Origin of the sequence: Streptomyces griseoaurantiacus (genome assembly GCF_036189845.1) — a bacterium.
Classification (GTDB): domain Bacteria; phylum Actinomycetota; class Actinomycetes; order Streptomycetales; family Streptomycetaceae; genus Streptomyces; species Streptomyces griseoaurantiacus.
In genome coordinates this window covers 1,505,111-1,527,417 of the sequence record NZ_CP108326.1, presented here as the reverse complement: position 1 = coordinate 1,527,417, position 22,307 = coordinate 1,505,111, and the positions used below count along the sequence as shown (strand labels likewise).

Here is a 22,307-nt window from a genome sequence, read left to right as displayed (position 1 = left end):
GACGACTTGTGAACGAGTCGACATTCACTCCCGGGGGTGGTCAACCAGGAATGCCTGCGCGGGGCTCCGACTCCGCCAGGCTCGAGGCTGTCGGCTCCGTCGCTGTCCGTACCTTCGCAGCCCACCAGAGCCACAGCCCCCACATGGCTCCGACAGCACACCAGAGCATGGATGGCCCACACGTGAACGCCATGGCCGGCGACAGCAGGGGCGAGGTGCACAACCACTTCGCCGACTACGACGAACTGCCCGACGGGCACTTCTACGACCCCGACGCGGAGTACGAGCCCGACCCCGAGTACGCCGCCACGCTCGCGCCCGACGCGGCCCGCCAGCGGCGTGAACGCATCGGCCCGACCGGGCGCCCGCTGCCGTACTTCCCCATCCCCGGTCCGCTCACCGACCACGGCCCCGCGAAGATCATCGCGATGTGCAACCAGAAGGGCGGCGTCGGCAAGACCACGTCGACCATCAACCTGGGTGCCGCGCTCGCGGAGTACGGACGCCGGGTGCTGCTCGTCGACTTCGACCCGCAGGGCGCCCTGTCCGTGGGTCTCGGCGTCAACCCGATGGAACTGGACCTCACGGTCTACAACCTGCTCATGGAGCGGGGCATGGCCGCGGACGAGGTGCTGCTCAAGACGGCGGTCCCCAACATGGACCTGCTGCCCAGCAACATCGACCTGTCGGCGGCCGAGGTGCAGCTCGTCTCCGAGGTCGCGCGCGAGTCCACGCTGCAGCGCGCGCTCAAGCCGCTGATGGCCGACTACGACTACATCGTCATCGACTGCCAGCCCTCCCTCGGCCTGCTCACCGTGAACGCGCTCACCGCCGCGCACAAGGTGATCGTGCCGCTGGAGTGCGAGTTCTTCGCGCTGCGCGGGGTCGCGCTGCTGACCGAGACGATCGAGAAGGTCCAGGAGCGGCTCAACCCCGAGCTGGAGCTCGACGGCATCCTCGCCACGATGTACGACTCGCGCACGGTGCACAGCCGTGAGGTGCTGGCGCGCGTGGTCGAGGCGTTCGACGACCACGTGTACCACACGGTCATCGGGCGCACGGTCCGCTTCCCGGAGACCACGGTCGCCGGTGAGCCGATCACCACGTACGCCTCCAACTCCGTCGGTGCCGCCGCCTATCGCCAGCTCGCCAGGGAGGTGCTCGCCCGGTGTCACGCCGAGTGAGTCTGCCGGGGGCCGACGAACTGTTCCGTACGACAGGGGGGATGGCGCTCCAGGCGTCCACCCCCCGGCGCCAGACCAACGGTGAGGCCCGGGTGCCGGCTCCCGCCGGGGAGCCCGACCCGCCCGCGGCCGCCGAGGACACCCCGGTGGCGGTGCCCGTGCAGGGCGGCGACGGGGAGGGCGACGAACACGTCGCCGCGGACTCCGGCGCCGACACCGGCGAGTCGCGCGGCGCGCGCTCGCCCGGCGGGACCGTGCCCGGCGCGGGCGCCCCGCCGAGGCGCCCGTCCGGACCGGAGGGCGCCGGTGCGCCCGCCGCGGCCCAGCCGCGCCGGCGCGGACGCGGCGCGAACCGGCGGCCCAGCGGACGGGAACGGCACGACGAGAAGATCACGGTCTACGTCTCCGCGGAGGAGCTGATGGACCTGGAGCACGCGCGCCTGGTGCTGCGCGGCGAGCACGGGCTCGCGGTGGACCGCGGCCGCATCGTCCGCGAGGCCGTCGCCGTGGTCCTGGCGGACCTGGAGCAGCGCGGGGACGCGAGCATCCTGGTACGGCGGTTGCGGGGCCGGTAGCCCCGTCCCGCGGGCCGCGGAAGGTAGCCTGCGACCGCTATGACCGCGTACGACACCCCCCGCGGACGCCGCCGCCCCCTCGGCCGGGGCCCGCGGTCCACGCCCGAGGCCCCACCGCCTGCCACCCCCGAGGCACCCTCGCCCGAACCGGCCGCCGGTGCGGCGGCGGACGCGCTGGAGACTCCCCGGCCGCCGGAGGGCCCGCAGACGGATCGGGGGCAGGTCCCGGGGGACCCGCGGCCGGACCCGGCCGAGGCGCCCGGGCCGGGCCCTCGTGTCCCCGCCGAGGCACCCTCGCTGGGCCCCCAGGCCGCCGGTGCGGCCGCGGACGCGCTGGAGACTCCCCGGCCGCCGGGGGGCCCGCAGGCGGATCGGGGGCTGGTCCCCGGTGGCCCGCGGCCGGACCCGGCCGAGGCGCCCGGGCCGGGCCCCCGTGTCCCCGCCGAGGCACCCTCGCTCGACCCCCAGGTCGCCGCTGTGGGCGCGACGGTGCCCGCGACGGTGCCCGCGGTGGGCGGGTCTTCGTCGCGGGTGGACCCGCACGCGGACTCGGGAACGGCCCCGGAGGCCCCGCGGCGGGAGCCGGACGGGCAGCGCCCCTCCGGCGCTGACGCCGCCGAGGCACCCACGCCGGAATCCGCCGCCCCCCGGCAGGGCGGGGCGCCCGGTGGCGGGAGCGCGGGGCCCGGCGTGGCCGAGGGGCCCGCCGGGGTGCGCGCCCCGGAGAGCGAGGAACGCTCGGCGGGGGAGCCTGAGGCCGCCGGCGACGGGGTGTTCACCGTGCGGCTGGTGAACTTCGAGGGGCCCTTCGACCTGCTGCTGCAACTGATCTCCCGGCACAAGCTGGACGTCACCGAGGTCGCCCTCTCCAAGGTGACCGACGAGTTCATGGCGCACATCCGCGGCATGGGCAGCGACTGGGACCTGGACCGGACGACGGAGTTCCTCGTCGTCGCGGCCACCCTGCTCGACCTCAAGGCCGCCCGGCTGCTGCCCACCGCCGAGGTCGAGGACGAGGCCGACCTCGCCCTGCTGGAGGCGCGCGACCTGCTGTTCGCGCGGCTGCTCCAGTACCGCGCCTACAAGCAGATCGCCGGGATCCTCCACGAGCGGGCGGAGGCGGAGGCCCGCCGCTACCCCCGCACCGTCGGCCTCGAACCGCACCACGCCGAGCTGCTCCCCGACGTGGTCATCAGCATCGGGCCCGAGGGGTTCGCCCGGCTCGCGGTCAAGGCGATGCAGCCCAAGCCCCGCCCGCAGGTCTACGTCGACCACATCCACGCCCCGCTGGTGAGCGTGCGCGAGCAGGCCGGCATCGTCGTGGCCCGGCTCAGGGAACTCGGCGAGGCGAGCTTCCGGATCCTCGTGGAGGACACCGAGGACACCCTGACCGTCGTCGCCCGCTTCCTCGCCCTGCTGGAGCTGTACCGGGAGAAGGCCGTCGCCCTGGACCAGGAGAGCGCCCTCGGCGAGCTCCTGGTCCGCTGGACCGGCGGAGAGGACGGATCGCTGCCCGCCGTCACGGACGAGTTCGACCGCCCGCCCGAGCGGCGGCAGGAGGACGGGGACGGCCCCGGGGAACGTCAGGACCGCACGAGCGAGGAGGAGAAGGCGTGAGCGAGCAGAGCACCCGGGGCGCGCGGACCGACACCGACGCGGCCCCCGACCCCGTCGCCGCACTCGACCTCGGGCCCGCCTTGGAGGCCGTCCTCATGGTCGTCGACGAGCCCGCCACCGAGGCCCATCTGGCGAAGATCCTCCAGCGCCCCCGCCGGCAGATCGCCGAGGCCCTGCGCGCGCTGGCCGAGGAGTACACCGCGCAGGGCCGCGGTTTCGAGCTGCGCTTCGTCGCGGGCGGCTGGCGCTTCTACACCCGCGCCGAGTACGCCCCGGCCGTCGAGCGCTTCGTCCTCGACGGGCAGCAGGCCCGGCTCACCCAGGCCGCACTGGAGACCCTCGCGGTCGTCGCCTACCGCCAGCCGGTCAGCCGCAGCCGCGTCTCCGCCGTGCGCGGGGTCAACTGCGACGGCGTCATGCGGACCCTCCTCCAGCGCGGACTGGTGGAGGAGGCGGGCACGGAACCCGAAACAGGTGCGATCCTGTACGTGACGACGAACTACTTCCTGGAGCGGATGGGCCTGCGCGGCCTGGACGAGCTCCCGGAGCTCGCGCCCTTCCTCCCGGAGGCGGAGGCGATCGAGGCCGACACCCAGGAGGGCGTACCGTCGTTCGACCCGGACGCGCCGGACACGGACGAGGACCACGCCCCGGACCCGGCGCACACCGGCACACGATGGCCATGACGAACCACACGCACACGACGACGACGGAACTTTGATGCGAAGCAGCGGCAGCGGCAAGAGCGGCGGACGCGGTAACCACCGCGGGGCCGGCAACAACAGGGACGACAAGCAGGGGCAGGGCCGCCCCCGCCGGCCCCGCCCCGAGGAGCGCCGTTACGACGTCGGTCCCGGCGCCACGAAGGACGGCCCGAAGGCCGGCCGCGGCGACTCGGCGCGGGGCGCCGGCGCGCGCGGCGGCGCCAAGGGCGGACCCCGGCAGCCCCAGCAGGGCGGCGGCGGCTCCGGGCGCGGCCGTACGGAGCCGGCCCGCTCCCGGGAGTACGAGGCCCGCGCCGAGGAGCGCAACCGCGAGCGGTACGCCGGCAAGAAGGACGTGAAGCCGCCGAAGACCTTCCCCGGCGCCGAGCAGGAGGGCGAGCGGCTGCAGAAGGTCCTCGCCCGCGCCGGTTACGGCTCCCGCCGCGCCTGCGAGGAGCTGATCGAGGACGCCCGCGTCGAGGTCAACGGCGAGATCGTGCTGGAGCAGGGCAAGCGGGTCGACCCCGAGCACGACGAGATCAAGGTCGACGGGCTCACCGTCGCCACGCAGTCGTACCAGTTCTTCTCGCTGAACAAGCCCGCCGGCGTCGTCTCCACGATGGAGGACCCCGAGGGCCGGCAGTGCCTCGGCGACTACGTCACCAACCGGGAGACCCGGCTCTTCCACGTGGGCCGGCTCGACACCGAGACCGAGGGCGTCATCCTGCTCACCAACCACGGCGAGCTGGCCCACCGGCTGACGCACCCGCGCTACGGCGTGCGCAAGACCTACCTCGCGCACATCGTCGGCCCGATCCCGCGCGACCTCGGCAAGCGGCTCAAGGACGGCATCCAGCTCGAGGACGGGTACGCGCGCGCCGACCACTTCCGGGTCGTCGAGCAGACCGGCAAGAACTACCTCGTCGAGGTCACCCTGCACGAGGGCCGCAAGCACATCGTGCGGCGGATGCTGGCGGAAGCCGGGTTCCCCGTCGACAAGCTGGTCCGCACGGCCTTCGGCCCCATCACCCTGGGCGACCAGAAGTCGGGCTGGCTGCGGCGGCTGTCCAACACGGAGGTCGGCATGCTGATGCAGGAAGTGGAGCTGTAGCCCCACAACCCGGCAGCCGCACCCCCGTGAAGGGGTGCGGCCGGGCGCGAAGGGGCGCGGCCGGGCCGTTCCGGCGGACGGGCGCCGGGAGCCCGTCCGCCGCGACGGCTCCCGGCTGACTACGCTGGCCGTGCACGCAGTTCGTAGGTGACACCAGCGAGGAGCAGCACCGTGGCGGTACGAGCGGTCCGGGGCGCCGTCCAGCTCGAGCGGGACGAGGCCGGGCACATGAGCGAGCAGGTCGGCGAACTGCTCACCGCGCTGATGGAGCGCAACGGCCTGAGCGCCGAGGACCTGATCAGCATCTGGTTCACGGCCACGCCCGACCTGCACAGCGACTTCCCGGCGGTCGCCGCCCGCAAGCTCGGCCTCGTCGACGTGCCCCTGATCTGCGCCCAGGAGATCGACATCGCGGGCGCCATGCCCCGGGTCGTGCGGATACTCGCGCACATCGAGACCGACCGGCCCCGTGCGGAGATCGCGCACGTCTACCTCGGCGCAGCGGCCGCCCTGCGCAAGGACATCGCCCAGTGAGAACCGCACTCGTCCTCGGCACCGGCCTGATCGGCACCTCCGCCGCCCTCGCGCTGGCGCAGCGCGGCGTCACCGTGCACCTCGCCGACCACGACCCCGGGCAGGCCCGCACCGCCGCCGCGCTCGGAGCCGGCACCGACGAGGCCCCCGAGGGCCCCGTCGACCTGGTCCTCGTGGCCGCCCCGCCCGCCCACGTCGCCCCCGTGCTGGCCGACGCCATGCGGCGCGGCCTCGGCTACGGCTACCTCGACGTGGCCAGCGTCAAGGGCGGACCGCGCCGCGCCCTGGAGGCCCTCGGCCTCGGCGAGGAACTCCTGGCCCGCTACCTCGGCACCCACCCCATGTCCGGCCGGGAGAAGTCCGGGCCGCTGGCGGCCACCGGGGACCTCTTCGAGGGCCGGCCCTGGGTGCTCACCCCCACCCGGGACACCGACACCGAGGTGCTCAACCTCGCGCTCGAACTGGTCTCGCACTGCCGGGCCGTCCCGGTCGTCATGGACGCCGACGCCCACGACCGCGCGGTCGCCCTCGTCTCGCACATGCCGCACCTGGTGTCCAGCATGGTCGCCGCCCGGCTCCAGCACGCCGAGGAGAGCGCCGTGCGCCTGTCCGGGCAGGGCATCCGGGACGTGACCCGGATCGCCGCCTCCGACCCCCGGATGTGGATCGACATCCTCTCCGCGAACTCCGGCCCCGTCGCCGACCTGCTCACCGACGTCGCCGCCGACCTCGACGAGACCGTGCGCGCCCTGCGCGCCCTGCAGTCCTCCGACGACAGCAAGCGGCGCGAGGGCGCCGAGGGCATCGAGACCATGCTGCGGCGGGGCAACGCCGGACAGGTCCGGGTCCCCGGCAAGCACGGCAGCGCCCCGCGCGTCTACGAGGTCGTCGCCGTGCTCATCGACGACCAGCCGGGCCAGCTCGCCCGCATCTTCGCCGACGCGGGGGCGGCCGGCGTCAACATCGAGGACGTCCGCATCGAGCACGCCACGGGGCAGCAGGCCGGTCACGTCCAGCTCATGGTGGAGCCGAGCCGCGCCCCGGTCCTCACCGCGGCGCTGCGCGAACGGGGCTGGGCCATCCGGCAGTGAGACCGGCCGGGCCCCGGCGTCCCGCCGGCCCCGCGCCCGCCCGCGTACGGCTGTCGGAGGGGGGCCCGGGAGCCAGTAACCTTGTGCGGGGCGCCTCAGGGCCCTGCCCAACGTCCCGCACCACCTCACCCACCACCCTGCACCTGGAAGGTGTTCCACCGTGGAAAGCGTCCCGGCAGTGATTGTCGCCATCGACGGCCCCTCGGGCACGGGCAAGTCGAGCACGTCGAAGGCCGTGGCCGCGCAGCTCGGCCTGAGCTACCTGGACACCGGAGCCCAGTACCGGGCGATCACCTGGTGGATGGTGACCAACGGCATCGACATAGACGACCCGTCGGCGATCGCCGACGCCGCCGGCAAGCCCGAGATCGTCTCCGGCACCGACCCCGAGCGCCCGACGATCACGGTCGACGGCACCGACGTCTCCGCCCCGATCCGCACCCAGGAGGTCACCGCCAGGGTCAGCGCCGTCAGCGCGGTGCCCGAGGTGCGCACCCGGATCACCGAGCTGCAGCGCTCGCTCGCCGCGGCCGCCGAGCGGGGCATCGTCGTCGAGGGCCGTGACATCGGCACGACCGTCCTGCCGGACGCCGACCTGAAGATCTTCCTCACCGCCTCCCCGGAGGCGCGCGCCGCCCGCCGCAGCGGCGAGCTCAAGGGCGCCGACGTCAACGCCACCCGCGAGGCCCTGATCAAGCGGGACGCCGCCGACTCCGGCCGCAAGACCTCCCCGCTGGCCAAGGCGGACGACGCGGTCGAGGTGGACACCACCGAGCTGACCCTGCAGCAGGTCATCGAGTGCGTCGTCACCCTCGTCGAGGAGAAGCGGGCGGCCAAGTGAGCCGTCCCTCGAAGCCCGAGGCGGGCCCGCCCTCGGAGCGCGGCGCGGAGGTGGGCCGCCGCATCGGCGTGGGGCTGATGTACGGGCTGTGGAAGCCGCGCGTCCTCGGCGCCTGGCGGGTGCCCGCCACCGGCCCGCTGATCCTCGCCGTGAACCACACGCACAACGTCGACGGCCCCATGGTCATGGGCGTGGCGCCCCGGCCGACGCACTTCCTGATCAAGAAGGAGGCGTTCATCGGCCCGCTGGACCCCTTCCTCACCGGGATCGGCCAGGTCAAGGTGGACCGCCACGGTGTGGACCGCACGGCGATCAGCCGTGCCCTCGCCGTCCTCGACCAGGGCGGTGTCCTCGGCATATTCCCCGAGGGCACCCGGGGCGAGGGCGACTTCGCCTCGCTGCGCGCCGGGCTCGCCTACTTCGCCGTGCGCGGTGGCGCCCCGGTCCTCCCGGTGGCGGTGCTGGGAAGTTCCGAGCGCCGAGGACGGTTGATGAAGGGGCTGCCCCCGCTGCGCTCCCGCGTCGACGTCGTCTTCGGCGATCCCTTCGACGCCGGTGACGGCAGCGGCAGGCGCACGCGCGCGGCGCTGGACGAGGCGACCCTGCGCATCCAGAAGCAGCTCACCGCCCACCTGGAAAACGCCAGGCGCCTGACCGGGCGTTAGGGAAAGCCAAGGCAGACCCTGCGACACTTGAGTAGTGGCTCTCCCTCACCGGGCGACCACCGATCACCACGATGAACGACGAGGTACGCACTTCATGAACGACCACATCCCCTCCGGCGGCTCGGGCGAGGAGCACGAGCACGGAGCGCTTGGCGACGCCGAATACGCGGCGTTCATGGAGCTCGCCGCGGAAGAGGGCTTCGACGTCGAGGACGTCGAGGGCGCCCTGGAGGAGGCCGGACACGGCCCGCTCCCCGTGCTCGCCGTCGTCGGCCGCCCCAATGTCGGCAAGTCGACCCTGGTGAACCGCATCATCGGCCGCCGCGAGGCGGTCGTCGAGGACAAGCCGGGCGTCACCCGCGACCGCGTCACCTACGAGGCCGAGTGGGCCGGCCGCCGCTTCAAGGTCGTCGACACCGGCGGCTGGGAGCAGGACGTCCTCGGCATCGACGCCTCCGTGGCCGCGCAGGCCGAGTACGCGATCGAGGCCGCCGACGCGGTCGTCTTCGTGGTCGACGCCAAGGTCGGCGCGACCGACACCGACGAGGCCGTCGTCCGGCTGCTGCGCAAGGCCGGCAAGCCGGTGGTGCTGTGCGCCAACAAGGTCGACGGCCCCAGCGGCGAGGCCGACGCCTCCTACCTCTGGTCGCTCGGTCTCGGCGAGCCCCACCCGGTCTCGGCCCTGCACGGCCGCGGCACCGGCGACATGCTGGACAAGGTCCTGGAGGCCCTGCCCGAGGCCCCCCGCGAGAACTTCGGCGGGACCGGTCTCGGCGGACCGCGCCGCATCGCGCTCATCGGCCGGCCCAACGTCGGCAAGTCCTCGCTGCTGAACAAGGTGGCGGGCGAGGAGCGCGTCGTCGTCAACGAACTGGCCGGCACCACCCGCGACCCGGTCGACGAGCTCATCGAACTCGGCGGCGTGACGTGGAAGTTCGTCGACACGGCGGGCATCCGCAAGCGGGTCCACCTCCAGCAGGGCGCCGACTACTACGCCTCGCTGCGCACGGCGGCCGCGGTCGAGAAGGCCGAGGTCGCGGTCATCCTGCTCGACGCCTCCGAGAACATCTCGGTGCAGGACCAGCGGATCGTCACCATGGCCGTCGAGGCGGGCCGCGCGGTCGTCCTGGCCTTCAACAAGTGGGACACGCTCGACGAGGAGCGCCGCTACTACCTGGAGCGGGAGATCGAGACGGAGCTCGGCCAGGTGGCCTGGGCGCCGCGGGTCAACGTCTCCGCGCGCACCGGGCGGCACATGGAGAAGCTGGTCCCGGCGATCGAGACGGCGCTGGCCGGCTGGGAGACCCGGGTGCCGACGGGGCGGCTCAACGCCTTCCTCGGCGAGCTGGTCGCCGCACATCCGCACCCGGTCCGGGGCGGCAAGCAGCCGCGCATCCTCTTCGGCACGCAGGCCGGGACCAAGCCGCCGCGGTTCGTGCTGTTCGCCTCCGGGTTCATCGAGGCGGGCTACCGGCGCTTCATCGAGCGCCGGCTGCGGGAGGAGTTCAGCTTCGAGGGGACGCCGATCCACATCTCGGTGCGGGTCCGCGAGAAGCGCGGCGCCAAGAAGAAGTGAGCGACGGGTCCGACGGGCCCGGGGAGCTCGGGGAGTGACCTGCGGGGCGGGCGGCGGCCGGGAGGATCCGGTCGCCGCCCGCCCGTGTGTCAGGTCGCCCGGCGGGGGGCCGGGGGCAGGGCCGCCGGCACGTGGTGCATGCCGTTGCCGTGCCGGTGGGCACCGGGCTGCCAGGCCGCGGTGCCGGAGTGCGTCTGCTGCGCGGCGGTACGGCGGGCGCCGTGCGCGCCGGCACTGAACGCGCCGTACGTGCCGTGGGTGGGGGAGTGGTAGGTGCCCGTGCGGTGGTGGAACGTGTCGCCGAAACCGCTGAAGCGGAGCTCCTCCTCGCCCGTGCGGTCACCGGGCAGCGTCCGGTAGGACCTGACGTACTCGGCGTACAGCGCGTCGTAGATCGGCGTGGCCGAGGGGCCGCCGGGAGCGTCCTGCCCGCTCCGGGCGGCCGGAACGGGGTGGAAGGCGGGGCGGTGGGGGGAGTCGTATGCGTGCACGTCACTGCCAACGACGTGACGCGCCCCGAGGATGCGCCGATTCGTCCCACTCCCACCCCAAGGGGGCCAAACGACGCGGGGAACAACCCGGCGAACAGCCGGGCGATCAACCAGGCGATCGACTCGGCGTACGAGCGGGCGATCGACTCGGCGTACGAGCGGGCGATCGGCTCGGCGTACGAGCGGGCGATCGGCTCGGCGCACGAGCGCGCCCCGCCGGAGACGGGGCGCGGTCCTTCGCCTGCGGGCGGGAACGGTCAGGTGCCGGCCAGCGGCAGCGCCGCCCCCACCAGCTTGCCCTCCGCCGCCGCCCGGTCCAGTGCATCCCGCAGCAGGTCCTCCCGCGGCTGCCGGCCGATGGACCCCACCGGCGCCGCGAACAGCAGCACCTGCTGGTGCTTGTTGGCCGCCGTCCGCCAGCCCTCCGTGACCTGCAGCGGCTGGTGAGCCTGCCACCACGCCACCGGCGAGCCGCCCGAAGGGCCCGGCTGCAGCACCGCGTGCAGCCGCCCCATCGCGAGCAGCACCGACCACCCGTGCAGAACGGCCGGCACCGTCTCGATCGCGGTGAGCGGCATGAAGCCCTGCTCGATGAGGAGCGGCAGGAAGTCGTCGCCCACGCCCGTGGCGCCGGGCCGCGCGATCGGCGCGGTCGGCTCGACGACCAGCGCCGGGTGCAGTTCACCGGCGATCAGGACGAGCCCGCTGGTGACCCCGAGCACCGCCTGCTCGGGTGCCGCCGCCCCCGGGGTTTGCCCGGGCTGATCGGCCTGCCCGGCGTAACCGGCCTGCCCGGCGTAACCGGCTTGCCCGGGGTGTCCGGGCTGTCCCGCCCCCGCGTCCGCCGTGATGGAGCGGACGGCGCCCTGGAGCTGCTCCTCGGTGACCTTGACGACCTGCGAGGGCAGGCAGCCGGCGTGGGCGAAGGCGAGGACGGCGGTCTCCTCGCCGATGAACAGGACGGTGCTCGTGCGCTCCTGCTCGGAGTCGCCCGGGGTGCGGCACGACGTGCAGTCGTAGCCGCCGGGTGCGTTCTCTCCGGCGAGCAGCCGTTCGGCCTCTTCGTCGCCGATCTCGGCGCGTACGTCGTCGCTGACATCGAGCATGCGCGGCACGGGTGGCTCCCTCGGGATGCGTGCGTGACGATGCCGGGTGGCCCCCGGCCATGAGCCGGGGTCCCGGCTCATGAAGAACACAACGGAGGACCTGTGGCCGGAGTCACGCCCGAAGGCGAACGGAATCGAACCGACCGACGCGCACGGTGAGAGCGCCGCCGGATTTCCTCACTCACCGTCAACTGGCGCACGCGTCAAGGTATTTGACGCTATGAAGTGGCTCACAGTGCCGGTCGTGACACGGTTGACAAATCCGGAAATCGGGCAATGAAGTGGGTGTCCGGAAATGGTCGCTACCGGCGGTAACGGTCGAGTGGCCTGCCCGGACGGGCCGACCGTTGCCGCCGGACCGGCGCCGTACCTACATTCCTCCGCCGTGTGCACCGAGCACCGTCCGGGCACGTCCACCGGCCGGACCGCGATATGGGTCCGGGGCATCACACCGGCGGACGGGGCGGGGCGCGACGACCGCGTACGACACGTGGGGCGCCGCGCGCCGCCTGGGGGACCCCGGGTATGCCGAGAGGGAAATACATGTCCGCATGTGCCGACAACTCCCGTCCTGAGAAGGTCCGTACGACGCCGCCCGCGGTGGGCGGTCCGGACCGTCCGCGCACGCCGCGCACGCCGCGCGCGTCACGTACGGCCCGCGGGGCCGCGGTCCTCGCCGGGGCGCTGCTCGCCCCGGCCGGACTGCTCGCCGCCGCCGGCGGCGCCGCCGCGGCCGACGGCGGGGTGTGGGACCGCATCGCGCGGTGCGAGAGCGGTGGCAACTGGCACATCGACACCGGCAACGGCTACTACGGCGGACTGCAGTTCTCCGCCGGGACCTGGCGCGCGTACGGCGGCACCGCGTACGCCGCCACCGCCGACGGGGCTTCGCGGGAGGCCCAGATCGCGGTGGCCACGAGGGTGCAGCGGGCCCAGGGCTGGGGCGCCTGGCCCGTCTGCTCGGCCCGCGCCGGAGCCACCGGAAGCGCCCCCGCCGCTTCGGGCGGCACGGCGAGCGGATCGGGCCGATCGAGCGGATCGAGCGGCGGGAACGGCGCCTCGAACAGCGCCCCGCACCGGGCCGCGCCCGAGTCCGCCCCGTCCCGGGGAACCGCGCCGGCCGATCGTCCGGCGCGGCACGCCGACCGAGGCGCCTCGCGCGGCGACTACACCGTCCGCACCGGCGACACCCTCAGTGGCATCGCGGAACGGCACGGTACGACCTGGCAGCGGCTCTACATCGCCAACAGCGACGTCATCGGCGCCGACCCCGATCTGATCGTTCCCGGCCGGCGGCTGGATCTCTGACCCGGAGCGCCCATGCCCGCCGACTCTTGAACAGTCGGCGGGGTTGCCCCGTACTCCCCTGAGATTCCCCGGAATTTTTCCCGCCCCCTCCAGCCCCTGACGTTTGCACAGGGCAAACGGTTCCACGAGCGGCTTACCGATCGCGCATCCGTTCGGGAACAAGATGGTCAGGCACCCCAACCTCTGGGCGTGGTGGTGGGTCTAACCATGCAGTAGGCGGACGAGCCAGGTGAACTCAGGGGATACAGGGACGCATGCATATTTCTTTCCTTCTGCACAACGCGTACGGCATCGGGGGGACGATCCGTACGACGTACAACCTTGCGAACACCCTCGCCGAGCAGCACGACGTGGAGATCGTCTCCGTCTTCCGCCACCGCGAGGACCCGGTCTTCGACCACGTTCCGGGCGTGCGCGTACGTCACCTCGTCGATCTGCGCCCGGACACCGCCGACGCCGCCGACCCCGAACGGCTGCGCCCCGCCGAGGTCTTCCCGCACGCCGAGGCCCGCTTCCACCAGTACAACGCCCTCACGGACCGGCGCATCGCCGAGCACCTGGCCTCCGTCGAGGCCGACGTGGTGGTCGGCACCCGGCCCGGGCTCAACGTGCACCTCGCCCGGCAGACCCGGCGCGGCCCGCTGCGCGTCGGCCAGGAGCACCTCACCCTCGACACCCACTCCCCCCAACTGCGGCGCACGCTGCGCGGGGTGTACCCGAGGCTGGACGCGCTCACCACCACCACGGAGGCCGACGCCCGCTCCTACGAGCGCAAGATGCGGCTCCCGGGGGTCAGGCTGCAGGCCGTGCCCAACCCGGTGCCCGCGCCCGCCGTCGAGCCGTCCGACGGCTCCGGCAAGTGGGTCGTGGCGGCCGGGCGGCTCGCCCCGGTCAAGCGGTACGACCTCCTCATCAGGGCGTTCGCCACGGTCGCCGCCGAACGCCCCGACTGGCGGCTGCGGATATACGGCCGCGGCAAGCAGAAGGACAAGCTGCGCGCCCTGATCGAGGAACTCGGCCTGTACAACCACGTGTACCTGATGGGTGCCGCCCACCCCATCGACCCCGAGTGGGCCAAGGGCTCCCTCGCCGCCGTCACCTCCACCATGGAGTCCTTCGGCATGACCATCGTCGAGGCCATGCGCCTCGGTGTGCCGGTGGTCGCCACCGACTGTCCCCACGGTCCCGGCGAGATCATCTCCGACGGCACCGACGGCCGCCTGGTGAAGGTGGGCGACGTGAAGGCGATCGCGGGCGGGCTGCTGGACCTCATCAACAACGACGAACAGCGGCAGCAGATGTCGCACGCCGCGCTCAAGAACTCGGCGCGCTTCGACCCCGCGCGGATCGCCGAACGCTACGAGTCGCTCTTCGCCGACCTCGGGGCCCGCACCGGCGCCTCGGCGGGCGGCCGGATGCGCGGCTCTTTACACCGCACGCGCGCGGCCCTGCTCGGCAGCGCCTACGCCGTCCGCGACGCCGGACACGCCGCCCTGCGGAAGGGGCGGACGTCATGACGCAGCCGACGGCCGATCAGCTCCTCGAAACTTCCCAGCGCACGTCCCAGCCCAAGGAGGACGCCATCCCTGCCCCGCGCGCCGACTGCATCGCCGACAGTGCCGGCGGGCTGACCTTCGACGTTCTCGACGGCGGTGGGAGCGGCCGCGCGCATCTCGTCCTCGTCCGCCGCACCGCCGAGGAGGACGTGGTGCGGCTGCCGCTGACGCCGGTCGCCCAGGGGCGGCTGCGGGCCGTGCTGCCCAGTGGCGTCGAACTGGCGGAGGGACGCTGGGAGACACACATACGGGTCGGCGACGCGGAGCCGCGCCGGCTGACCCCCGGCATCAACGACCTGCGGGCGCTCGTCGACCGCTCCCCGGACCCGGGGGCGGCACGGATCGCGGTACGCATCCCCTACACGACCAAGCACGGCAACCTCAGCGTGCGCAGCTGGCTGCGGGCGCCGCACGCGGAGGCGGGCGACCTCACCCTCGGCCAGGACCGGCTGACGGTGCGGGGCCGGCTCTACGGCGCCGCGCTCGCTGAGGGGGCGTACATGGAGCTGAGCGCGGGGCGCGAGGGCCCGGTGCTGCGGGCGGAGGTGACCGCGGAGCCCTCGGTGCCGGGCGGCTTCTCCTGCACGGTGGAGCACGGGACGCTGACGGAGGGGGCCTGGAGGTTCCGGCTGCGGCCCGCGGGCGAGGAGGGACCCCGGGTGCGCCTGTCCCGCCTCCTGGACGACGTCGCCGACAAGCACGACGTCTTCCACTACCCGGGGACCGACTACCCGCCGTCCACCCCGTCGCTGCACGTCCGCCCCGCCTACACCGCCTCGAACGACCTGACCCTCACGGTCACCCCGGTGCCGTAGGCGTCGCAGCCCCGCCGGGCCCCGCGCCCCGCGCCCCACACCCTGCCGAGGTGCGGGGCGCGGGGCGGTGCTGTGCGCGAACCGTGTTTTTCCCGTGATGGTGCCGAGTCCCGCGGGGAGTCCGGGTTCGGGCGGAAAAAGGGCCGGCCGCGCGGGATTGCGCACCCCACCCGCACCCTTGTACGGATATTCCGCACGGTTTTTCGAGGGCCGGTCCGGGGTCGCGGAAGGGGAGGTGGAATTACGTTCGACGGGCGGTCGGGAGGCCGCGAAACCGCTCGTTCGGGTGAACTGATTGCACCGAAACGTATGTCGTTGTCCTGTGACAGAAGTGTGACCGGCGGGGAACGTACGAACCGTCCGGCCCCCTCGCGCCCGTACGGGCCGGGTGGACCCGGCGGGGCCGGTGTGGCACGCCCTCCCGCTTCCCCGGGCCTCCGGTGGCGCCTACCGTGGCGGCATGGCATCTCTTCCCACCCCGCCCCGGGAACCCCAGGACTCTCCGGAGGACTACGTCGGTCAGGAGGCAGCGGCGGCCGAGCGACTGGCCCGGGAACGCGGCTGGAGCACCGTGCGGTCCCTGGCCCCGGGCACGGTCATCACCATGGAGTACCGCGTCGGACGCCTGAACTTCGAGGTGGCGGACGGCAGGGTGAGGCGCTGCTGGAAGGGCTGAGCCCTCTCAGCCGCCGCCGAGCGGCCGGGCCGAGCCCGCGGCGGCGCGCGGCGTGCGCTCCGGGTGCGGCGGACGCCGGCTGCCGGCCGGGGTGACCGGTGTGCGCTCGGAGCGGGTGGTGTGCGGCCCGGGCGCCAGATACGCCGGGGGACGCGTCGCCCGGGGGCCGGAGACGGCCTCCCGGGCGGGGGAACCGGTCTCCTCGGCGCCGCCGGCGCCCGAACGGGCCGAGGACGGCGCCGACGCGGCCACCGGAGCGGGGGACGCCGCCGGGGCCGGGGAAGGGGCCGCGGCGGGCGAGGAGGCGGGCGCGGGTGCCAGGAGACGGTCGCGCCAGCGGTCCCGCAGGTCCAGGATCACGACCTCCACGCGGGCGATCAGCGGCTCGCACCACGGGAGCCCCAGCAGGATCAGCAGTCCCGCCGTCCAGCCCAGCACCACGTCGCTCAGCCAGTGCGTACCGAGGTAGACCGTGGTCAGACCGACCCCGAGCGAGGTCACCGCCGACACCGCGGAGAGCCAGCGCCGGGTGCGCGGCGTCGAGGCCAGATAGGCGAGGATGCCCCAGGTCACCACCGCGTTGGCGGTGTGCCCGGAGGGAAATATGTCGCCGCCGTTCCACATCTCGTTGGAGCCGATCGTGGTCGCGTAGTGCGGACCGAGGCGCCCCATGCCGTACTTGGCGGCGCCCACCGTGGCGTTCAGCAGCAGCAGCGCCGCGCCCAGGGTGAGCAGCGGGCGCAGGGTGTGCTGCCGCCAGGAGCGCCAGCCCAGCCAGGACGCCACCATCACCGCCGTCGGCCCGCGCTGGCCCAGCACCACGTAGTAGTCCAGGAAGGCGTGGATCTCGGGCCACTGCTGGTACGGCCGGAAGAACATGACCTGCCAGTCGAGCCGCACCAGCCAGGAGGTGACGACCACGGCCCAGACGATCGCGCCGTAGAAGGCGAGCGTCGCGGCGAAGAGGACCACGCGGTGCCGGCTCATTCTGGGCACGTCGATGTGGGCCGGCCGTTCCGGCTCACGGTCGAGCCGCGCGAACAGCCCGTCCAGACGGGTCAGCATTGCTTCGGTACGCACTCAATCGACGTTACAGCGAGTGAGCTGTCGCCCTCGCACTATCACCGGGTTTGTGATGACGATGTGATGTGGGATTCCTCTCAGCGAGAGCTTATTTTCTGTGTAATTCCTGATCGCACGGCAGGTCTCTCCCGCATTTCCTTTGATCGTCGGGCGTTCCGGTTATGCGTCCGTATTCAATTAGTTCATCGCGTCATCGTCCCGAATTACCCCGGCGCTCATCGAGTCGTCCGGGCGGCGCTCAGGGCGGCCCCGAACCGTTCAGCCACACCGCGCCGTAGACCGCGGACGCCACCGCCACGACCCCGAGCACCGCCGCCGACCGGCGGGGACGCCACCCGGCCAGGGCCCGCGCGAGCGGCAGCAGCAGCGGGAAGGCGGGCAGCAGCAGCCGGGGCTTGGACCCGAAGTAGCTCGAGGCGCACAGCGCCAGCGCGGTCACCGCGCCCGCGTACACGAGGAGCGGCAGCGGCTGGCGCTGCCGTACGCACGTGACGCAGAGCCACACCACCAGGGCGACCCCGGCGAGCAGCCCCAGCCCGGCCAGGGCCGAGGGGAACGAGGCGAACTTCGCGCCGACGAAGCGGGCGAAGGCGTACCCGCCGTCGAAGCCGTTGCGCCAGCCCGCCTGGACGTCGAGATAGCCGAACAACCCGCCGCCCGTGCGGTGCCCGACCCACAGGACGTACCCCGCGGTCCCCAGCGGCGCGAGCACCGCGCCGAGCAGCCGGGCCGCCCCGGCGCGGAGCCCGGCCCCTGCCTCGCGCCGCTCCCGCAGGTGCTCCCGGACCGCCGCCGCCCACACCGCGGCCACCACCGCGAGCCCCACCGGCCGGGTCAGCCCCGCGAGCAGGGCGAGAACGCCCGCGCCCACCCAGCGGCCGGTCAGCACCGCGTACAGGGACCAGGCGGCCAGCGCGGTGAACAGCGACTCGCTGTACGCCATCGACTGCACGATCCCCACCGGCAGCACCGCCCACAGCAGTACCGCGTACAGGGCCGCCCGGTCGCCGTACACATGTGCCGTCACGGCGTGGATCCCGGCGGCCGCGGCGAGCGAGGCGATGGCGCTCACCAGGAGTCCGGTGTCGGCGGACGACAGCGGGGTCAGGGCCGCGCCGAGCCGCTCCAGCCAGGGCAGCAGCGGGAAGAACGCGAGGTCGGAGTGGACGTCGCCGTTCGGCAGCCGCACCTCGTAGCCGTAACCCAGCTCCGCCACCCGGGTGTACCAGAGCGAGTCCCAGCGCGCGGACAGCAGCGTGCGCGGGTCCGCGCCGCGCGCGCCGCTCACCAGGGCGAGCGCCAGCAGCCCCAGGGCGCGCACGGCGGCGTATCCGAGCAGGGCGGGAAGCCGCCCCTCCGTGCGGGTGGGCGCCGTGCGCAGAGCAAGATCGGTCACGCGCTCGATTATCGGCGCAGGGCCGGCCCGCCCCGGCCCCTCCCGCCTCTTCCACCCGGCGGCGCGTGGCGCACACCACACCCGGGAGCCGCGGACGTGAGGGGTCCACCACTGGCCACCGGCGAGAACTCGCGTACGCTGGCGGCTCACTCGCATCGTTGCGTGGCGCCCACGGAGCACCCCTCTCCGGGCCGCAGCCCCGCGGGGACGTCCCCACCCCGTGGATCCGCCGAATGCGAGGAACCATCTGGGAGGTACGTACATGTCCGGGACGACCACGGCCGCCGTACGAAGCCGTCGGGAGCCCGGGGCAGGTGCCAACCGCTGGATCGTCCTCGTCGTCCTCTGCGTCAGCCTGCTGCTCGTCGCCGTCGACGCCACCGTGCTGCACGTGGCGGTGCCGGCCGTCACCGAGGACCTCCGGCCCGGCGCGATAGAACTGCTCTGGATCGTCGACGTCTACCCGCTGGTCTGCGCCTCGCTGCTGATTCTCTTCGGCACTCTGGGCGACCGGATCGGCCGCAGACGCGTCCTGCTGCTCGGCTACGCGCTGTTCGGACTCGCCTCGGCGCTCGCGGCCTTCGCCGGCGACGCCCACATGCTCATCGGCGCGCGCGCCCTGCTGGGCGTCGGCGGCGCCATGATCATGCCCGCCACGCTCTCCCTGCTCCGCCAGGTCTTCCCCGACCGGCGGGAGAGGGCGCTGGCGATAGGCGTGTGGAGCGCGGTGGCGGCGGTCGGGGCGGCCGTCGGGCCGCTGCTCGGCGGGTTCCTCCTCGAACACTTCTGGTGGGGCTCGGTCTTCCTCGTCAACATCCCGCTGATGCTGGTCAGCCTGCCGGTGGGCCGGGCGCTGCTGCCCGAGTCGCGCGGCGACGGGAACGGCCCCTGGGACGTCACCGGCGCGTGCATGGCCGCCGCCGGCCTCTTCGGCAGCGTGTTCGGGGTCAAGCGGCTCGGCGGCGGGGAGCCCCCGCTGTCCGTGCTCACCCTCGTGCCGCTGCTGGCCGGCGCGCTGCTGCTGGTGCTGTTCGTACGGCGGCAGCGGAGGAGAAAGCATCCGCTGGTGGACCTCGGCATGTTCGCCCGGAAGACGTTCAGCACCTCGGTGGGCTGCATCGTGCTGGCGATGCTCGCGCTGGTCGGCCTCGAACTGATCGCGGCGCAGTACCTGCAGCTCGTGCTGGGGCTGTCGCCGCTGGAGACCGGGCTGCGGCTGCTGCCGCTGACCTTCGCGGCGATGGCGGCGGGCCTGCTCGGCTCCCGGCTGCTCCAGCGCTTCGGGCCACGGCGCACGGTGGCCTTCGGCTTCCTCCTCACCGCCGGGGCGGTCCTCACCCTGACCGTGATGGGCGCCCAGGACGAGCCGCCGTTGCTGCTCGGCGCCTTCCTGCTGCTCGGCTTCGGACTGGAGACGACGCTGTTCGGGGCGTACGAGTCGATGCTGAGCGAGGCGCCGGCGGAACAGGCGGGGGGCGCGGCGGCGATCGGCGAGACCTCCTACCAGCTCGGCGCGGGCATCGGCATCGCGCTGCTCGGCAGTGTGATGAACGCGGCGTACGCCCCGGGGCTGGCCTCGGTGCCGGGGGTGCCGGCGGGGGCCTCGGCGGCGGCCGGGCATTCGCTGGGGGAGGCCTACGCGGTGGCCGGGCGGCTCGGGGGCGAGCGCGGGGAGCTGCTGCGGCAGGCCGCACGTCACTCGTTCGTGCAGGGACTGCATGTGACGCTGCTGGTGAGCGCGGGGCTGCTGCTCGCGGGCGCGGTGATGGCGCTGCGGCTGCCGAGGGTGATGCAGTGCGTGGACCCCGAGCAGGACGCGGCGGCGGAGAAGCCCGTCCAGGGGGGTGCGGTCCCGGCGCCGCGTGCCGTGGAGAGGTCCTCGCGGGTGTCGGCGTAGGGGGCTGTCGGGGGCGGGGGACGGGCGGGTCGTCCCCGCGTCGGTGTTACCGTGCCCTACCCGTGACTAGCGCCGCTAGTTTTCCGTTGCCGGAGGTGTCCGTGTCCGCGTCCGCCAAACTCCCCGCCTTCGACCCCGCCGACCCCCTCGGCCTGGACGACCTCCTCTCCGAGGAGGACCGCGCCGTCCGGGCCGCCGTCCGGGACTGGACCACCCGCCGCGTCGCCCCCCACATCGCCGAGTGGTACGAGAACGGCGAACTCCCCGGCATCCGGGAACTCGCCCGGGAACTCGGCGACCTCGGCGCGCTCGGCATGTCACTCACCGGCTACGGCTGCGCCGGCGCGAGCGCCGTCCAGTACGGCCTGGCCTGCCTGGAACTGGAGGCCACCGACTCCGGCATCCGCTCGCTCGTCTCGGTCCAGGGCTCCCTCGCCATGTACGCCATCCACCGCTTCGGCTCCGAGGAGCAGAAGCGGCACTGGCTGCCCCGCATGGCCGCCGGCGAGGTCATCGGCTGCTTCGGGCTCACCGAGCCCGACCACGGCTCCGACCCCGCCGGTATGCGCACCCACGCCAGGAGGGACGGCGGCGACTGGGTCCTCGACGGCCGCAAGATGTGGATCACCAACGGATCGGTCGCCGGTGTCGCGGTGGTGTGGGCGCGGACGGAGGACGGCATCCGCGGTTTCCTCGTCCCGGCGGGCACCCCCGGCTTCTCGGCCCCGGAGATCAGGCACAAGTGGTCGCTGCGGGCCTCCGTCACCAGCGAACTCGTCCTGGACGACGTACGGCTGCCCGCCGAGGCCGTACTCCCGGAGGTCACCGGACTGCGCGGCCCGCTGAGCTGTCTCTCGCACGCCCGGTACGGAATCGTGTGGGGGGCGATGGGCGCGGCCCGCTCCTGCTTCGAGTCGGCCGTGGAGTACGCGAGGACGCGCGAGCAGTTCGGGCGGCCCATCGGGGGCTTCCAGCTCACCCAGGCCAAACTCGCCGACATGGCGGTCGAACTGCACAAGGGGATTCTGCTCGCCCACCATCTGGGGCGGCGCATGGACGCCGGCCGCCTGCGTCCCGAGCAGGTCAGCTTCGGCAAGCTCAACAACGTGCGCGAGGCCATCGAGATCTGCCGCACCGCCCGGACGATCCTGGGCGCCAACGGGATCTCCCTGGAGTACCCCGTGATGCGGCACGCCACCAACCTCGAGTCGGTGCTCACCTACGAGGGCACCGTCGAGATGCACCAGCTCGTGCTGGGCAAGGCGCTCACCGGTCTCGACGCGTTCCGGTGACCTGAACACCGGAAGGGGCGCGGGGCGCCGGTGAGCGGCCCTGCCTCAGCTCTGGTTGAAGAAGCCGTCGGACGGCCCCCTCATCGCCTCCCCGCTGACGATCTCCGTGTCCGCCGGGGTCAGCAGGAAGACACGGGTGGAGACGCGGTCGATGGAGCCGCGCAGGCCGAAGATGAGCCCGGCCGCGAAGTCCACCACGCGCTTGGCGTCGGCGGGCTCCATGCCCGTGAGGTTCATGATGACCGGGACACCGTCCCGGAAGAGCTCGCCGATCGCCCGGGCGTCCCGGAAGCTGTCCGGGGTGACCGTGGCGATCCGGCGGCTTCTCTCCTCGGCCGCCTCGGAGGCCACCTTCACCCGGGGGTCGGTGACCCAGGCGTCGCCGCCCGTCTCCTGACTCTCGGCGTAGTCGTCGTCGTAGTAACGCTCGTCATCGTTGTCGTCGACGAGGCCAAGCCAGGCACTCGCCTTGCGCACCGATCCCATGGACGCCTCCTTTCACAGCGGTCCTGCCTGCCTTCCGCATCCCCATGGTCGTCCATGATGCGGAGGGAGCGCCAAGGGGATAGACGCCGCGCGGGGGTTTCGTGACGGTACTGGTGCAGAGCGCGTTCGTCGAGAGCCCGCGTTTCCCAAGGGTCGCGACACAAACGGGTGCTGACTGGGAGTGAAATATGATTCTTCACGGCGAGTGGGTGACGGCTGATGCGGAAGAGTGAACCCGGAAGGGGCCCGTAAGAGGGTGCCGAACCCTCTCGCGAAGGGGTCCGAAGAGACCTTCAGCCGGTA

At 73.3% G+C, this 22,307-nt stretch carries 21 protein-coding genes; 16 read left to right on the top strand and 5 right to left on the bottom strand.

What is annotated here, in order from left to right:
• Window positions 1–50: 50 nt before the first annotated feature.
• From OHB09_RS06940 to der, 10 genes are all read left to right on the top strand, one after another.
• On the top strand, window positions 51–1,184 hold the full coding sequence (locus OHB09_RS06940; protein WP_078630775.1) for a ParA family protein: 1,134 nt from the start codon (window positions 51–53) through the stop codon (window positions 1,182–1,184).
• 41 nt (window positions 1,185–1,225) lie between these two features.
• Entirely contained in the window at window positions 1,226–1,759 is a 534-nt protein-coding gene (locus OHB09_RS06935) for a hypothetical protein (RefSeq protein ID WP_328921731.1), read from the top strand.
• A 333-nt stretch (window positions 1,760–2,092) separates the two neighbouring features.
• Window positions 2,093–3,376: a segregation/condensation protein A gene (locus tag OHB09_RS06930; RefSeq protein ID WP_407077357.1), complete on the top strand. Its 1,284-nt coding sequence runs from the start codon at window positions 2,093–2,095 to the stop codon at window positions 3,374–3,376.
• Window positions 3,377–3,471: 95 nt separating this feature from the next.
• Window positions 3,472–4,062 carry an SMC-Scp complex subunit ScpB gene (gene scpB / locus OHB09_RS06925; RefSeq protein WP_234528891.1) on the top strand — a complete coding sequence of 197 codons (591 nt, stop codon included), beginning with the start codon at window positions 3,472–3,474 and terminating at the stop codon, window positions 4,060–4,062.
• Between the two features lie 34 nt (window positions 4,063–4,096).
• Window positions 4,097–5,191 carry a pseudouridine synthase gene (locus OHB09_RS06920; protein WP_006141866.1) on the top strand — a complete coding sequence of 365 codons (1,095 nt, stop codon included), beginning with the start codon at window positions 4,097–4,099 and terminating at the stop codon, window positions 5,189–5,191.
• A gap of 171 nt (window positions 5,192–5,362) precedes the next feature.
• A complete protein-coding gene (aroH, locus tag OHB09_RS06915) occupies window positions 5,363–5,725 on the top strand; it encodes a chorismate mutase (protein WP_006141865.1) in 363 nt (120 codons plus the stop codon).
• Complete coding sequence (locus OHB09_RS06910) at window positions 5,722–6,816, top strand: prephenate dehydrogenase (protein WP_319350944.1); 1,095 nt, start codon at window positions 5,722–5,724, stop codon at window positions 6,814–6,816. Before aroH ends, OHB09_RS06910 begins: the two co-directional genes overlap by 4 nt.
• Window positions 6,817–6,976: 160 nt before the next feature.
• Window positions 6,977–7,657, top strand: a complete 681-nt coding sequence (cmk, locus tag OHB09_RS06905) for a (d)CMP kinase (RefSeq protein WP_006141863.1) — start codon at window positions 6,977–6,979, stop codon at window positions 7,655–7,657.
• Complete coding sequence (locus OHB09_RS06900) at window positions 7,615–8,322, top strand: lysophospholipid acyltransferase family protein (protein WP_176944983.1); 708 nt, start codon at window positions 7,615–7,617, stop codon at window positions 8,320–8,322. Before cmk ends, OHB09_RS06900 begins: the two co-directional genes overlap by 43 nt.
• Window positions 8,323–8,416: 94 nt before the next feature.
• Entirely contained in the window at window positions 8,417–9,898 is a 1,482-nt protein-coding gene (gene der, locus OHB09_RS06895; RefSeq protein ID WP_040896054.1) for a ribosome biogenesis GTPase Der, read from the top strand.
• 89 nt (window positions 9,899–9,987) lie between these two features.
• Here der and OHB09_RS06890 read toward each other — a convergent pair whose 3' ends face one another.
• Together OHB09_RS06890 and OHB09_RS06885 are read right to left on the bottom strand one after the other, a co-directional pair.
• Window positions 9,988–10,389 carry a hypothetical protein gene (locus tag OHB09_RS06890; protein WP_006141859.1) on the bottom strand — a complete coding sequence of 134 codons (402 nt, stop codon included), beginning with the start codon at window positions 10,387–10,389 and terminating at the stop codon, window positions 9,988–9,990.
• A 257-nt stretch (window positions 10,390–10,646) separates the two neighbouring features.
• Window positions 10,647–11,504, bottom strand: coding sequence for a hypothetical protein (locus tag OHB09_RS06885; RefSeq protein ID WP_191891708.1), 858 nt, complete (start codon window positions 11,502–11,504; stop codon window positions 10,647–10,649).
• Window positions 11,505–12,038: 534 nt separating this feature from the next.
• Here OHB09_RS06885 and OHB09_RS06880 point away from each other — a divergent pair.
• From OHB09_RS06880 to OHB09_RS06865, 4 genes are all read left to right on the top strand, one after another.
• Window positions 12,039–12,803, top strand: coding sequence for a LysM peptidoglycan-binding domain-containing protein (locus tag OHB09_RS06880; protein WP_328921729.1), 765 nt, complete (start codon window positions 12,039–12,041; stop codon window positions 12,801–12,803).
• Between the two features lie 254 nt (window positions 12,804–13,057).
• Window positions 13,058–14,320 (top strand): glycosyltransferase family 4 protein, encoded by a 1,263-nt coding sequence (locus tag OHB09_RS06875; protein WP_328921728.1) that lies wholly within the window; start codon window positions 13,058–13,060, stop codon window positions 14,318–14,320.
• Window positions 14,317–15,174 (top strand): hypothetical protein, encoded by an 858-nt coding sequence (locus OHB09_RS06870; protein WP_328921727.1) that lies wholly within the window; start codon window positions 14,317–14,319, stop codon window positions 15,172–15,174. The genes OHB09_RS06875 and OHB09_RS06870 overlap by 4 nt, the downstream gene beginning before the upstream one ends.
• A gap of 460 nt (window positions 15,175–15,634) precedes the next feature.
• Window positions 15,635–15,850, top strand: a complete 216-nt coding sequence (locus OHB09_RS06865) for an I78 family peptidase inhibitor (RefSeq protein WP_006141853.1) — start codon at window positions 15,635–15,637, stop codon at window positions 15,848–15,850.
• Between the two features lie 6 nt (window positions 15,851–15,856).
• On the opposite strand, the gene OHB09_RS06860 is transcribed toward OHB09_RS06865, so the two are convergent.
• Window positions 15,857–16,930, bottom strand: coding sequence for a phosphatase PAP2 family protein (locus OHB09_RS06860; protein WP_191852338.1), 1,074 nt, complete (start codon window positions 16,928–16,930; stop codon window positions 15,857–15,859).
• Window positions 16,931–17,171: 241 nt separating this feature from the next.
• A complete protein-coding gene (locus OHB09_RS06855; protein ID WP_328921726.1) occupies window positions 17,172–18,329 on the bottom strand; it encodes a mannosyltransferase family protein in 1,158 nt (385 codons plus the stop codon).
• Between the two features lie 262 nt (window positions 18,330–18,591).
• On the opposite strand from OHB09_RS06855, the gene OHB09_RS06850 reads away from it, so the two are divergent.
• Together OHB09_RS06850 and OHB09_RS06845 are read left to right on the top strand one after the other, a co-directional pair.
• Window positions 18,592–20,226: an MFS transporter gene (locus OHB09_RS06850; protein ID WP_006141850.1), complete on the top strand. Its 1,635-nt coding sequence runs from the start codon at window positions 18,592–18,594 to the stop codon at window positions 20,224–20,226.
• A 101-nt stretch (window positions 20,227–20,327) separates the two neighbouring features.
• Window positions 20,328–21,518 (top strand): acyl-CoA dehydrogenase family protein, encoded by a 1,191-nt coding sequence (locus OHB09_RS06845; protein ID WP_328921725.1) that lies wholly within the window; start codon window positions 20,328–20,330, stop codon window positions 21,516–21,518.
• A gap of 45 nt (window positions 21,519–21,563) precedes the next feature.
• On the opposite strand, the gene OHB09_RS06840 is transcribed toward OHB09_RS06845, so the two are convergent.
• Complete coding sequence (locus tag OHB09_RS06840) at window positions 21,564–22,004, bottom strand: cell division protein SepF (RefSeq protein ID WP_006141848.1); 441 nt, start codon at window positions 22,002–22,004, stop codon at window positions 21,564–21,566.
• Between the last annotated feature and the right edge of the window lie 303 nt (window positions 22,005–22,307).

Excerpts from the sequence above, each read along its gene's own strand:
- OHB09_RS06940 (WP_078630775.1), top strand. The coding sequence starts at position 51 with ATGCCTGCGCGGGGCTCCGACTCCGCCAGGCTCGAGGCTGTCGGCTCC.
- OHB09_RS06935 (WP_328921731.1), top strand. The coding sequence starts at position 1,226 with ATGGCGCTCCAGGCGTCCACCCCCCGGCGCCAGACCAACGGTGAGGCC.
- scpB (WP_234528891.1), top strand. The coding sequence starts at position 3,472 with ATGGTCGTCGACGAGCCCGCCACCGAGGCCCATCTGGCGAAGATCCTC.
- OHB09_RS06920 (WP_006141866.1), top strand. The coding sequence starts at position 4,097 with ATGCGAAGCAGCGGCAGCGGCAAGAGCGGCGGACGCGGTAACCACCGC.
- der (WP_040896054.1), top strand. The coding sequence starts at position 8,417 with ATGAACGACCACATCCCCTCCGGCGGCTCGGGCGAGGAGCACGAGCAC.
- OHB09_RS06880 (WP_328921729.1), top strand. The coding sequence starts at position 12,039 with ATGTCCGCATGTGCCGACAACTCCCGTCCTGAGAAGGTCCGTACGACG.
- OHB09_RS06875 (WP_328921728.1), top strand. The coding sequence starts at position 13,058 with ATGCATATTTCTTTCCTTCTGCACAACGCGTACGGCATCGGGGGGACG.
- OHB09_RS06870 (WP_328921727.1), top strand. The coding sequence starts at position 14,317 with ATGACGCAGCCGACGGCCGATCAGCTCCTCGAAACTTCCCAGCGCACG.
- OHB09_RS06865 (WP_006141853.1), top strand. The coding sequence starts at position 15,635 with ATGGCATCTCTTCCCACCCCGCCCCGGGAACCCCAGGACTCTCCGGAG.
- OHB09_RS06850 (WP_006141850.1), top strand. The coding sequence starts at position 18,592 with ATGTCCGGGACGACCACGGCCGCCGTACGAAGCCGTCGGGAGCCCGGG.
- OHB09_RS06840 (WP_006141848.1), bottom strand. The coding sequence starts at position 22,004 with ATGGGATCGGTGCGCAAGGCGAGTGCCTGGCTTGGCCTCGTCGACGAC.